12 protein-coding genes and 1 pseudogene are annotated in these 12,551 nt (G+C 72.3%); 5 read left to right on the top strand and 8 right to left on the bottom strand.

Annotated elements, in window-relative coordinates; all coding sequences use genetic code 11:
- Window positions 1–37 precede the first annotated feature (37 nt).
- Window positions 38–1,207 (top strand): aminotransferase class V-fold PLP-dependent enzyme, encoded by a 1,170-nt coding sequence (locus ACFV9W_RS10100; protein ID WP_385757443.1) that lies wholly within the window; start codon window positions 38–40, stop codon window positions 1,205–1,207.
- Window positions 1,208–1,354: 147 nt separating this feature from the next.
- Here ACFV9W_RS10100 and ACFV9W_RS10095 read toward each other — a convergent pair whose 3' ends face one another.
- Together ACFV9W_RS10095 and ACFV9W_RS10090 are read right to left on the bottom strand one after the other, a co-directional pair.
- Window positions 1,355–1,606 carry an ANTAR domain-containing protein gene (locus ACFV9W_RS10095; protein ID WP_385757441.1) on the bottom strand — a complete coding sequence of 84 codons (252 nt, stop codon included), beginning with the start codon at window positions 1,604–1,606 and terminating at the stop codon, window positions 1,355–1,357.
- A gap of 146 nt (window positions 1,607–1,752) precedes the next feature.
- Window positions 1,753–3,222 (bottom strand): annotated as a pseudogene (locus ACFV9W_RS10090) (MFS transporter).
- 192 nt (window positions 3,223–3,414) lie between these two features.
- Between ACFV9W_RS10090 and ACFV9W_RS10085 the strand changes: the two are divergent.
- From ACFV9W_RS10085 to ACFV9W_RS10075, 3 genes are all read left to right on the top strand, one after another.
- Complete coding sequence (locus tag ACFV9W_RS10085) at window positions 3,415–3,867, top strand: MarR family winged helix-turn-helix transcriptional regulator (RefSeq protein WP_385757439.1); 453 nt, start codon at window positions 3,415–3,417, stop codon at window positions 3,865–3,867.
- A 79-nt stretch (window positions 3,868–3,946) separates the two neighbouring features.
- Complete coding sequence (locus ACFV9W_RS10080) at window positions 3,947–4,849, top strand: LLM class F420-dependent oxidoreductase (protein ID WP_385757437.1); 903 nt, start codon at window positions 3,947–3,949, stop codon at window positions 4,847–4,849.
- A gap of 49 nt (window positions 4,850–4,898) precedes the next feature.
- Window positions 4,899–5,882, top strand: coding sequence for a hypothetical protein (locus tag ACFV9W_RS10075; RefSeq protein ID WP_385757434.1), 984 nt, complete (start codon window positions 4,899–4,901; stop codon window positions 5,880–5,882).
- Here the strand turns inward: ACFV9W_RS10075 and mftF are convergent.
- From mftF to mftA, 6 genes are read right to left on the bottom strand one after another with little or no spacing between them, the layout of a single operon-like run.
- Window positions 5,767–7,263: a mycofactocin biosynthesis glycosyltransferase MftF gene (gene mftF / locus ACFV9W_RS10070; RefSeq protein ID WP_385757433.1), complete on the bottom strand. Its 1,497-nt coding sequence runs from the start codon at window positions 7,261–7,263 to the stop codon at window positions 5,767–5,769. The genes ACFV9W_RS10075 and mftF overlap by 116 nt on opposite strands.
- Window positions 7,260–7,991 (bottom strand): mycofactocin biosynthesis peptidyl-dipeptidase MftE, encoded by a 732-nt coding sequence (gene mftE, locus ACFV9W_RS10065; RefSeq protein WP_385757431.1) that lies wholly within the window; start codon window positions 7,989–7,991, stop codon window positions 7,260–7,262. The genes mftF and mftE overlap by 4 nt, the downstream gene beginning before the upstream one ends.
- On the bottom strand, window positions 7,984–9,168 hold the full coding sequence (gene mftD, locus ACFV9W_RS10060; RefSeq protein WP_385757429.1) for a pre-mycofactocin synthase MftD: 1,185 nt from the start codon (window positions 9,166–9,168) through the stop codon (window positions 7,984–7,986). Before mftD ends, mftE begins: the two co-directional genes overlap by 8 nt.
- A 22-nt stretch (window positions 9,169–9,190) precedes the next feature.
- On the bottom strand, window positions 9,191–10,393 hold the full coding sequence (gene mftC, locus ACFV9W_RS10055) for a mycofactocin radical SAM maturase (protein WP_385757427.1): 1,203 nt from the start codon (window positions 10,391–10,393) through the stop codon (window positions 9,191–9,193).
- Window positions 10,390–10,716 carry a mycofactocin biosynthesis chaperone MftB gene (gene mftB, locus ACFV9W_RS10050; protein WP_385757425.1) on the bottom strand — a complete coding sequence of 109 codons (327 nt, stop codon included), beginning with the start codon at window positions 10,714–10,716 and terminating at the stop codon, window positions 10,390–10,392. Before mftB ends, mftC begins: the two co-directional genes overlap by 4 nt.
- Window positions 10,701–10,856, bottom strand: coding sequence for a mycofactocin precursor MftA (mftA, locus tag ACFV9W_RS10045; protein ID WP_385757423.1), 156 nt, complete (start codon window positions 10,854–10,856; stop codon window positions 10,701–10,703). Before mftA ends, mftB begins: the two co-directional genes overlap by 16 nt.
- 143 nt (window positions 10,857–10,999) lie before the next feature.
- Here mftA and ACFV9W_RS10040 point away from each other — a divergent pair, with 143 nt between their 5' ends.
- Window positions 11,000–12,547 carry a GMC family oxidoreductase gene (locus ACFV9W_RS10040; protein WP_385757421.1) on the top strand — a complete coding sequence of 516 codons (1,548 nt, stop codon included), beginning with the start codon at window positions 11,000–11,002 and terminating at the stop codon, window positions 12,545–12,547.
- Window positions 12,548–12,551: the final 4 nt, after the last annotated feature.

Below are 12,551 nucleotides of genomic sequence, written 5' to 3'. Positions count from 1 at the left end.
GCCGGACACACGCCGCCGACCAGGCACCATGCTGCCCATGGGACTTCACGAACAGCAGGGGCCGCACGAGCGGTACGGGCTGACGCGGCTGATCAACGCCCGGGGGCCCTTCACCCCGGCCGGTGTCTCGCGCAGCGACGAGCGGGTCGGGCGCGCGGTCGCGGAGGCGCTGGCCGGCTTCTTCGTCATGGAGGAGCTGCACGAGCTCGCCGACCGCACCCTCGCGCGCGCCACGGGGGCGGAGGCCGGAACGGTCGTGCACTGCACGTCGTCGGCGATCACGCTGTCGGTCGCCGCGGCGATGACGGGCGAGTCGACGGCGCGGATCGCCGCGCTGCCGGACACCGGCGGGCTGCCCGCGCGCGTGGTGCTCCCCGCGGGTCACGCGGTCGACTACGGGCATCCACTGGTCCAGGACATCCGTCTCGCGGGCGCCACGCCCGTCCTGTCGGGAACCGATTCCGCCTGCACCCTGGACGAGTTGGAGAAGGATCTCGCGCACCCCGGCACCGCCTGCCTCGTGCTGGTGTCGTCGCGGCTCACGCGCGGGGCACGCGTTCCGCTCGCCGAGGCGGTCGCCGCCGCGCACCGGCGCGGGGTGCCCGCCGTCATCGACGGGGCCGCGCAGGACTTCCGGATCGGCGAACTCCTCGGCACCGGGGCCGACCTCGTCCTCGTCAGCGGCCAGAAGTACCTGGGCGGTCCGACCGCAGGACTGGTGCTCGGCCGCGCCGAGGCCGTCCGGGCGGTGCGGGCGCAGGGCAGGGGCATCGGCCGGGCGATGAAGGCGAGCAAGGAGTCGATCGTGGGCACGCTCGCCGCGCTGGAGGCACGGCAGGACCTTGACGTGTCCGCGTGGGCTCGGCGCCAGGAGGAGAAGGTCGCGCGTTTCTCGGCCCGCGCCGCCGCGCTGCCCGGGCTCACCGCGCACCCCGTCCCGGATCCGGCCGGGCTGCCGTTCCCCCGGGCCGCACTGCACGTCGACGTGGCACGGGCCGGGCTCGACGCGCGGGCCCTCGCGGACGCGCTCAGCTCCGGGGACCCGCGGATCTGGGTCTACACGGACCGTCAATACGAAGGCGAGCTGACCCTGGAACTCGTACCGCTGACGGACGAGGAGACCGAGGCGGTCCTGCGCCGGACGGCCGAGGTCCTGGCCGAACACGCTCCTGGCGGACTCGGTGACCGGGCGGGCCAGCACACGTGAAGATTCCGGGCACATTTGCGTTAGTGAGCGGGCCTGCGTGTTACTCCGAGGGGTGAAGCGGTCAATGCTGGCCGTGGCGGGTTCGGCAGTGAGCCCGCCCCCGCTTCTCGGCGGGAGCCTTCGCGGTCCGGGCCGGGGAGCGGGGCTTCAGCGAGGTTCGGTCGCCACCGGGCTCGCCGTCGTCCTGCGCTGCGCGAGCTGTCGCTCCAGCTCGGCGCGGATCACCGGATCGAGCTCGCGGGTGCGCGGCCAGGCGACCAGCTGCCGGGCGACCAGCCGGAGCCGCGTGTTGGTGCGCATGGAGATCTCGCGCAGCACGTCCCAGGCCTCGGCGGGCGTGACACCGCCGACCGCGATCACGACGCCGATGGCCTGGTCGACCTCGGCGTGCGAGGTCACCGCTTCCTTCAACTGCTCGACCTGCGCCTCGAGTTCAGCGGACCGTTCTGCTCTCTCGCAGGCAGCCTCCGCTGCGTGTCGGCGAGCCGGGAGCATGACGGTGCACCTCCAAGTGCCGTGCCTGGCAAGGGAACCCGGATGACCTTTTACCACTCCTGCCCTGCACTTCGCACCACAACCGTCCCCTCGGCGGGCCGTGCGTCGGCGGCCGGGTCCGGTTCCGCCTTGCGCAGCGCCGGGATCAGTGTCGCGACGGCGGCGGAGACCAGGGCGACGCCACAGCCGATCATCAGGCCGGTGCGGAATCCGTCCTCGGAGGCGAGCGTGTGGCCGCCCATGGAGACGGTCATCTGCGCGAGGACCACACCGATCACGGCGGAGCCGATGGTGGTACCGAGCGAGCGCATCAGGGTGTTGAAGCCGTTGGCCGCGGCCGTCTCGGAGATCGGCACCGAGCCCATGATGAGCGCGGGCATGGCCCCGTAGGCGAGGGCGACACCGCTGTTGATCACGATGCCGGCGACCATGATGCCCCAGGCCGTTCCCATGAGCGGCAGCGCGACCCCGTATCCCACGGCGATCACGAGGGCGCCGCCGATGAGCGCGGTCTTGGGACCGCGTGCGTTGATCAGCTTTCCGCCGAGCGGCGAGATCAGCATCATCATGACGCCGCCGGGCGCCATGTACAGCCCGGCGGCGAGCATCGACTGACCGAGCCCGTATCCGGTGGCCTCGGGGAACTGCAGGACCTGCGGCGCGATCAGCATGAACGCGTACATGCCTACGCCGATGAGGATCGAGGCGGCGTTGGTGAACAGCACGCGCGGGCGGGCGGTCGTCCGCAGGTCGACCAGCGGGTCGCGGGTGCGCAGTTCGTAGCGGCCCCATACGAGGAGGGCCACGACGGCGATACCGAACAGGCCCAGCGTGGTGGTCGACGACCAGCCCCAGTCGGCGCCCTTGGAGATCGCGAGCAGCAGCGAGACGAGGCCGATGGCCAGGCCGATCGCGCCGGGCGCGTCGAAGCGCTGTCCCTTCGCGGCGGCGGGGACGTCCGGCACGATCAGGAAGATCATGACGCCGATGACCACGGCGAGCACGGCGGCACCCCAGAACAGCACGCGCCAGTTCGCGTACTGCGCGACGGCGGCGGCGATCGGCAGGCCTATCGCGCCGCCGATGCCCATGGACGCGCTGACCAGGGCGATGGACCCGCTGAGCTTCGCGGCGGGCACGACGTCGCGCAGCAGGGCGATGCCGAGCGGCACCATGCCCATGCCCATCCCCTGCAGCCCGCGCCCGACGATCATCGGCACGACGGACGACGAGAGGGCGCACACCACCGAGCCGACGACCAGCGGCACGGCTCAGGCGAGCATCATGCGGCGCTTGCCGAGCAGGTCGCCGAGGCGCCCGGAGACGGGTACGCACACGCCCGAGACGAGCAGGGTGACCGTGATGACCCAGGCCGCGTTCGAGGCGGACGTGTCCAGGATCCGGGGCAGTTCGGCGATGAGCGGGGTCACCAGCGTCTGCATGATCGCGGCGACGGTTCCGGCGAGCGCGAGGGTGGCGACGACGACGCCCGACCTGCCGCTCGACTGGGGCGCATCCATGAAGGACTCCTCAATCTCTTCTCACTCTTCAGCGTGTGCAACGATGTGCATCGTACACATGATGTGCATCGCGCATATTCCATGCGTGGCGCACATATGTGACGGTGCGGCGCTGGAGCGGGGCAGGAGCCCGGACAGGAGGCATCGGCCGCGACACCCTGCGATACGGTCGACCTGGGAGGACGCACGTACATGGACAAGCCATCGCACCTGGTCGAGTTCGAGCACATGGTGCTCGGCCGGCATCAGCTCGGCAGCGAGAAGCGGCGCCGCGAGGCCGCCCGCATGGAGCGCAGCGCATACATCCTGCTGAGCCGGATCAGGGGCCAGGGGCCCATGTCGATCGGGCAGCTCAGCGAGGCGCTGCTGCTGGACGCGTCCACGCTCAACCGGCAGACGGCGAGCGCGATGCGGGCCGGTCTCCTGGAGCGGATCCCCGATCCGGACGGGGGCATGGCACGCAAGTTCCGGCTCACCGAAGAGGGCGAGCGAAGCCTCGACCACGAGCGCGCGACCCACGTCCAGGAGCTGGACAAGGTCTTCGAGGACTGGTCCGCCGAGGACGTGGAGACCTTCGCGCACTACCTGCAGCGCTTCAACACCAGCATCGAACGGATCAGCGGCCAGCCTTGGCCCCGCTCCTGAACCACAGAACTCCTGGACCAGAGAAGGAGAGCCGGGCGAAGCTCTTCCCTTTTGCGGCGCGCATGGGTAGACGCGTGCCATGCGATTCCTGTTTCACTACCCGGAGGCGCACGGGCCGGACGCCGACATGCTGGACGCCGGTCCGCTGACCGAAGTGGCCCGCGCCGCCGAGCGGTTCGGGTTCTCCGGCCTCTCCTTCAGCGAACACCCTGCCCCCGGCGCACGTTGGCTGAATCACGGCGGGCACCAGACCCTCGACCCCTTCGTGGCGCTCTCCCACGCGGCAGCGGTCACCAGCCGGCTGCGCCTCCTCACGTATCTGGCCGTCGCCCCGTACCGCAATCCGCTGCTCCTTGCCAAGCAGGCGGCGACGCTCGACCGGCTCTCCGGTGGGCGGCTGATCCTGGGCCTCGGCGCCGGTTATCTGAAGGGCGAGTTCCACGCCCTGGGCGTCGACTTCGAGGAGCGCAACGCCCTGTTCGACGAGGTGCTCGACGTGCTGCCGCTGCACTGGAGCGGCCAGCCGTTCAGCTACGAGGGCCGGCACTTCAACGTCCGCGAGGCGCAGGCCCTGCCGAAGCCCGCGCAGCAGCCGATACCGGTGTGGATCGGCGGCAACTCACGGCTGACCCGGCGCCGGGTGGCCGAGCGGGCGCACGGCTGGATGCCGATGTCCGGCGGTCCCGAACTCAGTGCCACCGCGCGCACCCCGGCGCTCGGCCCACTGCCCGAACTGGCGGGCGCGATCGCGGAGGTGCGCGACGCCACGGCAGCGGCCGGGCGCGGTACAGACGTCGACGTACTGCACTCCTACCGCGACGAAGCCCTCGCGCGGCCGGCCCTGGACGCGGACCGGCACCGGGAGGCGTTCGCCGCGCTGGAGAAGGCCGGGGTGACGTGGACGGCCGTGTCGTGCCCCAATCGCTCGGCGGCGGCGACGCTCGAGTTCCTTGAGGCGTTCGGGACCACGTACGCGGGCTGACCGCCCCGCACCGGGAACCCCGCTCGTCCCGCCGGGCGTCCTGATCTTCATGGAACACGACGTCAGGCCCTACCGGGGCACGCTGTACCGCTTCACCCTCTGGGTGTCGGCGGCGACCGCCGTGCTCGGGTTCGCCGTCCTCGCCTGCGCGTTCGGCGCGGCGTGGGACGGCTTCGAGAACGTGCGGGAGTACGCGGACCGCAACATAGCCAACGAGGACTCCTATGCGGCGTACGCGGACGGGGGCCTGGATCCGTTGCGGTCCGTCGGGGCGGTGGCGGCGCCGGTGTTCCTCCTGTTGGCGCTGGTCGTCGTCTCCGTGCTCCACAGCGCGTACGCGGTCGGCAGTGCCCATGCCCGGCGCGGCGGCGGGCCGCTGTCCGTCGGCGAGTTGTGGCGGCGCACCCGTCCGCGCCTGTTCGCCGCCGTCGTCACCAATTTCCTGAGCGGCGCCTTCGTGGCCGTCGTGGTGTTCGCGGGCATGGTCCTGTTCACCCTGGTCGACACGGAAGAGGTGCCCGGCGTCGAACCCACTCCGCTCGGCGAGACCGCGTCCTGGCAGTACACGCTGGTGGGTTGGGTGCTGCCGATCGCCATCTGGTCGCTCGGCCCGCTGCTCTGGTTCCGGCTCTCCGGGGCCACCGCCGAGACGGTCCTCGAGCGCCGCAACCCGTTCGCCGCCGTGTGGCGTTCCTGGGTGCTGACCCGGCGCGCGCGCCTGCGCACGTTCGGCCTGGGCCTGCTGTCCTGCGCGGCGGCCGTGCTCGCCTACGTGGTCGTCGTGTACGCGGCCGGTCCCCTGAACCACTACGCCGGGCTCGGCATGCTGTGGCTGAACGACGACAACGTGTGGATGACCGGCGTACTGATGATCGTCTTCCCCACGGCGGTGGCGCTGCTCCTGCTGCCGCCCCTGGTCATGCCGTTGGTGTGCGGCGGGGTCGCGCGGCTGTACGGCGACCTGCGCGCTCGCGAGGAAGCGGCGACCGGGGACGGGCGGGCCACACGATCCGAGGGCGCAACGCCGCGGTAGAGCGGCCCTTGAGCGCCGAGAGCCACACCCCGGAGCCGTACGCGAGGTCGTCGAGGCGGCGGGCGACGGCGTAGCGGACGGGGTCGAGGCGGATGGGGTTCGGGCCGCGCCCGAGGGTCTCCAGGGCGACGTCGGCGACCGCGGCGACGGCCGTGGCCCGGCGCATCCTGCGCGAGGCGAGGCACCCCACCGCCGTCAGGGGCCACCAGTGTCGGGTGAGCAGCGCGGTGCCCTGCGTGAGTGACGCGAGCGTACCGAGGGCCGTGAGCCGCGCCGCCTGCGGCAGGGGGTGCGCGATGCCCTGTAGTTTCCGGGCGTTGCTCACGGTGGCCACGGCCGCTAGTCCGCCCGCCGCGGGCAGCGACCAGCGGCGCTGCGCGAGCAGGGCGACGAGCAGTGCCGCGCTCCACGGGGCGAGGATCGCGGGGGCGATGTTGTCGGGGTGGCGGCGCGCCAGCGGGTGGGCCCCGGTGCCGTACACGGCCTTGCGGCGGAACCAGTCCACGAGTTCGACCCGGTGCTCGTGGGCGGCGTACACAGCGGGTTCGTAGCGGACGCGGCCGCCGTCGGCGGTCAGCCGCCAGCACAGGTCGACGTCCTCCCCCACGCGCATCGCGGCGTCGAAGCCGTCCGCCTTGAGGAGCCCGTCGGTGCGGGCGAGCATGCAGGCGCTGGGAACCCAGGAGACGGGGGTGCCGGTGCGCACCGCGGCCGGTTGGCCGCCCAGGTCGAGGGAGGAGCGGACGCTCTCGTAGCGGCCCAGCCAGCGCTCGGCGTCGGGGCCCGGCAGTGCGGTGATGCGGGGCACCGCGATGACGACGGCCGGGTCCGCGAAGTGGCGCAGCAGGACGTCCACCGTGTCGGGCGCGAGGACGATGTCGGAGTCGACGAACACCACGTACGGCGTGGTGACTTCGCGCAGACCAGCGTTGCGGGCGCCGGCCGGGCCGAGGTTGGCGGGGAGCGCCACCACGCGCGCGTGGTGGCGTGCGGCCACAGCGGCGACGGGGGCCGGTTCGCGGGAGGCGTCGTCGACGACGATCACCGGGGCGTCGGCCGTGGTGGCCCGGATACCCGCGAGTGCGCGGTCCAGCTGGTCGGCGCGGTCACGGACGGGGATGACGTACGTGACCGATCCCTGTGCGTCGTTCGGTGGCAGCTCCGTGACCAGCGGGTGGGCGAGGCCGGAGGCGAGCAGCCGGTCGGCGAGGACCGCGCCCGCCCGGTCGCGTACGGACAGAGTGCGCCCGGTCATCAGGGCGCGGGCCCTTGGCGTCAGCAGCAGCAGTCGCGTCGGGGTCCCGCCGAGCAGGGCGCGGCCGCCGTCGAGGACGCGGGTGCGCCGGTCGAGTGCGACGACGAAACCGTGCGGGAGGGTCATGCGGCTCCTTGCGGTGCGGCGACCAGGAGCCTGCCCCGTGGGTCGGTGCAGCCCGTGGTGACGAGGTGTGCGGCGCTCGACACCATCGCCTCGATCAGCTCGCGGCCCTCCTCGGCGGTGGCTCCGGTCGGGTCGCCGAGCACGCCATTCGGGGAGACGCCGCGGACGCCGTGGGCGATGAGGTGCGGCAGCAGTTCGGGCAGGGGGCGGGTGTCGCCGGGGGCCGCTTCCGAGAGACGTACGTCGTCCGGGGCGAGGTGCAGCATGACCGAGGTCTCGGTGCGGCCGGCGTGGGCGTCGCCGCCGGGTGGGGCGCAGCCGAGCCAGGCGACGTCGTGGCCTTCGTGGCGGAGTTGGGCGCACGCAGCGTCGAGGGTGGTGACGTTCCCGCCGTGGCCGTTGACGAGGACGACGCGGCCCGCCCACAGGGCCAGGGACCGCGTCGTCTCGACGAGGACCGCGTGCAGCGCCTCGTGCCCGATGGAGAGGGTGCCGGGGAACCCGGCATGCTCACCGCTCGCACCGTAGGTGAGGGTGGGCACCAAGACGACATCCTCGTACGGGAGTTGGCGCCCCAGGTCGCGCGCCACCGCTTCGGCGATCACGCTGTCCGTGTTCAACGGCAGGTGCGGGCCGTGCTGTTCGGTGGACCCGACAGGGACGAGGACCAGGGAGCCTTCGGGCACCGTGGTCCAGGTCGCGCGCGCAAGGTCCACCGGTTCAGGCACGTGGGACCCCGATGGTGCGGGTGAAGCCGTCCGGGATCACCAGGTCGTCCGGGCCGAGTTCGTCGACGGAGGCGTGTCCGAGGCCGAGGACGGCGGAGTCGAGGCCGCCGCGCAGGATGTCCAGGACGTTCTCCACGCCCGCCTGCCCGTTGGCTGCCAGGCCCCACAGGTAGGCGCGGCCGATGAGGACGGCGCGGGCACCGAGCGCGAGGGCCTTGGCGACGTCGCCGCCGCGCCGCACACCACCGTCGAGGAGGACCTCGATGTCGGCGCCGACCGCCTCCGCGACGGACGGCAGGAGGCGGATGGTGGCGGGGGTGGTGTCGAGGTTGTTGCCGCCGTGGTTGGAGACGGAGATGGCGGAGACACCGGCGTCGACGGCCCGTTTGGCGTCGTCGACGCGGCTGACGCCCTTGAGCAGGAACGGGCCGCCCCACTCCTTGCGCAGCCACTGAACGTCGTCCCAGGTGGGAGGCGGAGTCTGCAGCCACTCGCCGTAGGCGCCGAAGAAGGTGGGCGCCTGCCCCCCGGGTGCCTGGAGGTTGGGCGTGGTCAGGTCGGGGACGCGGCGGGCCTTGGCGAACGCGAGGAGCCAGCGCGGGTGCGGCAGCACATCGGGGGCGAACCTCAAGGCCGTACGCAGGTCGAGACGTTCCGGGATCGAGGGGCTGCCCCAGTCGCGGCCGTTGGAGAACGACCAGTCCAGGGTGGCGATGAGCGCCTTGGCCCCGGCCGCCCTGGCGCGCTCCATGCGCTGCACCATCGAGTCGCGGCTGCCCATCCAGTACATCTGGTAGAAGGTGTTCGGATTGGCCTCCGCGACCTCCTCCACCGACCGGCTCGCGAACGAGCTGAGACCCATGATGACGCCCCGGTTGGCGGCGGCACGGGCCACGGCCACCTCGCCCTCCGGGTGCACGGCCTGCACACCGGTCGGCGAGATCAGGACCGGGAACGCGGACTCGACGCCGAGGACGGTGGTCGTCAGATTCCGTTCGGCGTGGTGGCCCACCACCCGTGGCGCGAAGCCGAGTTCGGCGAACGCGCCGATGTTGTCGTTGATGGTCCGGCCGCGTTCGGAGCCGGCGACCAGGGCGCCGTAGACGCTGCTGGGGAGGTGCTTCTTGGCGCGCCGCTGGGCCTCGGCGACCGTTTCGAACCATGGGTTTCTTGCCATGGGGCGGCTGTCTCCTCGTGGATCAGCGGATTCCGGCTACGGGGTTCTCGTCACACGCGCTCACCGGGGGCCTTCGCATGAGTGGCACGGTGACCGGGCCGGTGCGGTGGGAGTGGTCACCGGACGGCTTCGGGACCGTGCCGCCGTCCCGGTCGCGCTCCGCGAGGAGCTGCTCCCCGTACCCCTGGACGCACTCCGGGTCGGGGCCGTCCAGCGGCAGGCCGGTGAAGAACTTCGCGGCCATGCAGCCGCCCTTGCAGGTGTCGTAGAAGGTGCAGGAGGCGCAGGCCCCGCCGTGCTGCGGTTCGCGCAGCCGCTGGAAGAGGTCGGACTCCCGCCACACACCGGCGAAGCCGCCCGTGTCGCGCACACTTCCCGCGAGGAACTCGTCGTGGATGGCGAACGGGCAGGCGTACACATCGCCCACCGGGTCGATGAGACACACGACGCGGCCCGCCCCGCACAGGTTCAGGCCGGAAAGTGCCTGCCCGTAGGCGGACAGGTGGAAGAAGGAGTCACCGGTCAGCACCTCCCCGTCGTGCGCCACGAGCCAGTCGTAGAGCTGCCGTTGCTGGGCGGGCAGCGGGTGCAGCTCGTCCCATACGTCGGCGCCGCGGCCGGAGGGGCGCAGCCGGGTGAGGCGGAGCTGGGCGCCGTACCGGTCGGCGAGGGCCTTGAAGTCGTCCATCTGCGGGATGTTGTGCCGGGTGCAGACGACGGACAGCTTGAAGTTCTTCATGCCGGCGTCGGCGAGGTTCGCCATCGCTTTGAGCGCCGTGTCGTACGAACCCGTCCCGCGCACCGCGTCGTTGACGTCGGCGGTGGCGCCGTCGAGGGATATCTGTACGTCGACGTAGTCGTTGGCGGCGAGGCGCCGGGCGACGGCCGGGGTGATGCGCACGCCGTTGGTGGAGAACTTGACGCCGACGTGGTGGGCGGTGGCGTAGTCGAGGAGTTCGAAGAAGTCGGGGCGCACGGTCGGCTCGCCGCCGCCGATGTTGACGTAGAAGACCTGCATGGCCTCCAGCTCGTCGATGACCGCCTTGGCCTCGGCGGTGGTCAGCTCGCGCGGGTCGCGGCGGCCCGAGCTGGACAGGCAGTGGGAGCAGGACAGATTGCAGGCGTAGGTGAGTTCCCAGGTGAGGCAGATCGGCGCGTCGAGGCCGTATTCGAAGAGGTCCACCAGGCGTTCACCGGGCTTGGCCGCCACGGGGGTCGAGGTCACGGTGTCGGGCTCCTTTCGACCAGCATCGACGAGCGGGCCAGGACGGCGAGGGCGCGGGCGTACCGGACCGTGTCCGCGTCGTCCGCGCCCGTGCTCGCGCAGGCGGCCCGTGCGGTGGGTGACGCCGCGAGTGCCTGGACCACGGCGAGCAGTCCCCGGTCCTTGAGGAAGGACAGTTTGCGCGTGCCGAAGTGGTACAGCAGCGCGCCGAAGGGTTCGGGCCGGACCGACACCTGGGGGTGCACGTCCCAGGCGCGGTCCAGGTCGAACGCGCAGGCGTCGAGTCCTGAGGCGGGGGCGGGCACGATCAGTACACGCCGCACATGCCGTCGATGGAGACCTCTTCGACCAGGTCGTCGGCCTCGATGAGTGGTTCGTCGACGGCCGTCGCGGCGGCGGCCACATCGGCCGAGGCGGTCGCCGCATGGGCGGCGGTGGCGGGCTCTTCGAGTTGCTCGTTCATGCGTAACTCCCTGTTACCTGTGGATGGTTGAGGGTGTGCGCGAGCCGAGTCGAGAGTATTGGCATGCGATGCCAAAAAGAAAGGGTGCGGTCGCCGCCGGGGGTCTTGCGCGCCGTCGCCGCGGCGGGATTGGATCCGGTCCCATGGCTCCGATCGCGTCAGCCCGTCCCGATGTGCTGATCGTCGGCGCCGGTGGCGCGGGGGCCGTGCTGGCGGCACGGCTGAGCGAGGACGGCGACCGGAGGGTGCTGCTGTTGGAGGCCGGTGCGGTGCCACCTGCTTTCGCCCCGGAGCTGCTGGACACGCGCGTCGTGCCGGGGGCCCGCCCGGGGCACCCGGCGACGTTCGCGCATGCCGTACGGCTGACACCTGATCGGCCGTGGTCGGTGCCGCGCGGCCGGGTCCTCGGCGGGTCCACCACCGTCAACGGCGGGTACTTCGTGCGGGCGCCGCGCGCGGACTTCGACCGGTGGGCCGGGGCAGGGAATCCCGCGTGGGCGTACGAGCGAGTACTGCCGTTGCTGCGCCGCCTGGAGAACGATCTCGACTTCGGCGGGAGCGGCCCGCACGGCGACCGCGGGCCGCTGTGTGTCGCGCGCGGCCCGCTCACCCACCCTGCCGCCTCGGCCTTCCGCGATGCCGCACACGAGCTCGGCTTTCCGGCGGAGCCCGACAAGAACGCGCCGGGGCCGCCGGGTTTCGGCCCCGTGCCGTCGAACTCGGTCGACGGGGTGCGGCTCAACACCGGCCTGGCCTACCTGCCACCGGCGGTGCGCGAGCGCCCCAGCCTCGCGGTCGTGGGCGGGTGTTCGGTACGCCGGGTGGTCGTGGAGCGGGGTCGCGTCACAGGAGTCGTGGTCGAGCGGGACGGCGGGGCGAGCGAGACGGTCGGCGCCGGGTGCGTGGTGGTGTGCGCGGGGGCGCTCGCCACGCCCCACCTGCTGCTGCTCTCCGGGATCGGTCCACGCGCGGACCTGGAGCGCACCGGGGTCCCCGTCGTCCGCGACACACCTGCCGTCGGCGCCCGTCTGTCCGACCATCCGCAACTGGTCCTGGACTGGCTGCCGCGCGACGACCTCGCCCCGCCCACCACGACGTGGCTCGGCGGCTCCCTGCACCTCAACTCCCGTGCTGGGGGTGTCGGTTGTCCGGGCGACATCGAGATCCTCCAGTCACTGGTCCCGATGGCCGGACTCGTCAGCGGGACCGTCCGCGTGCCGGGCGCACCGCTCTCGTTCCTCGCCTCCGTGCAGACTCCGCACCCGACCGGCCGACTCCGGCTGCTGTCCGCCGATCCCGCGGTCTCCCCCGCCATCGACTACGACTATCTGCGCGACGACGAGGTCCTTCGCCGCCTGCGCGTGGCCGTGCGCACCACGGCCGATCTCCTGGACACCGCGCCGTTCACCGAGCTCTCCGACGGTGGCCTGCTCGCTCCCGGGGCGGACGTCCTCGGCGACGACCGCGCGCTCGACACATGGATCCGCGACCACCCCGGCACGGCCCAACACACCTGCGGCACCGTCCCGATGGGCCCGGCGGTCGACCAGTACGGGCGGGTGCACGGGGTGCGCGGGCTGCGGGTGGCCGACACGTCGATACTGCCGGACACACCACACCGTGGCCCGACCGCGACCGCCGTGCTGATCGGTGAGCTGGTCGCCGACGCGATGCGGCGCGAGCTGCCTTGAGGCC

Source organism: Streptomyces sp. NPDC059897 (assembly GCF_042730865.1).
GTDB lineage: Bacteria > Actinomycetota > Actinomycetes > Streptomycetales > Streptomycetaceae > Streptomyces.
This window is presented reverse-complemented; position numbering and strand designations above follow the sequence as displayed.

Bases quoted from the DNA above. Each gene is read 5' to 3' on its own strand.
- mftF (WP_385757433.1), bottom strand. From the start codon at position 7,263: ATGACCCTCCCGCACGGTTTCGTCGTCGCACTCGACCGGCGCACCCGC.
- ACFV9W_RS10080 (WP_385757437.1), top strand. From the start codon at position 3,947: ATGCGATTCCTGTTTCACTACCCGGAGGCGCACGGGCCGGACGCCGAC.
- mftA (WP_385757423.1), bottom strand. From the start codon at position 10,856: ATGAACGAGCAACTCGAAGAGCCCGCCACCGCCGCCCATGCGGCGACC.
- ACFV9W_RS10085 (WP_385757439.1), top strand. From the start codon at position 3,415: ATGGACAAGCCATCGCACCTGGTCGAGTTCGAGCACATGGTGCTCGGC.
- ACFV9W_RS10100 (WP_385757443.1), top strand. From the start codon at position 38: ATGGGACTTCACGAACAGCAGGGGCCGCACGAGCGGTACGGGCTGACG.
- ACFV9W_RS10075 (WP_385757434.1), top strand. From the start codon at position 4,899: ATGGAACACGACGTCAGGCCCTACCGGGGCACGCTGTACCGCTTCACC.
- ACFV9W_RS10040 (WP_385757421.1), top strand. From the start codon at position 11,000: ATGGCTCCGATCGCGTCAGCCCGTCCCGATGTGCTGATCGTCGGCGCC.
- mftD (WP_385757429.1), bottom strand. From the start codon at position 9,168: ATGGCAAGAAACCCATGGTTCGAAACGGTCGCCGAGGCCCAGCGGCGC.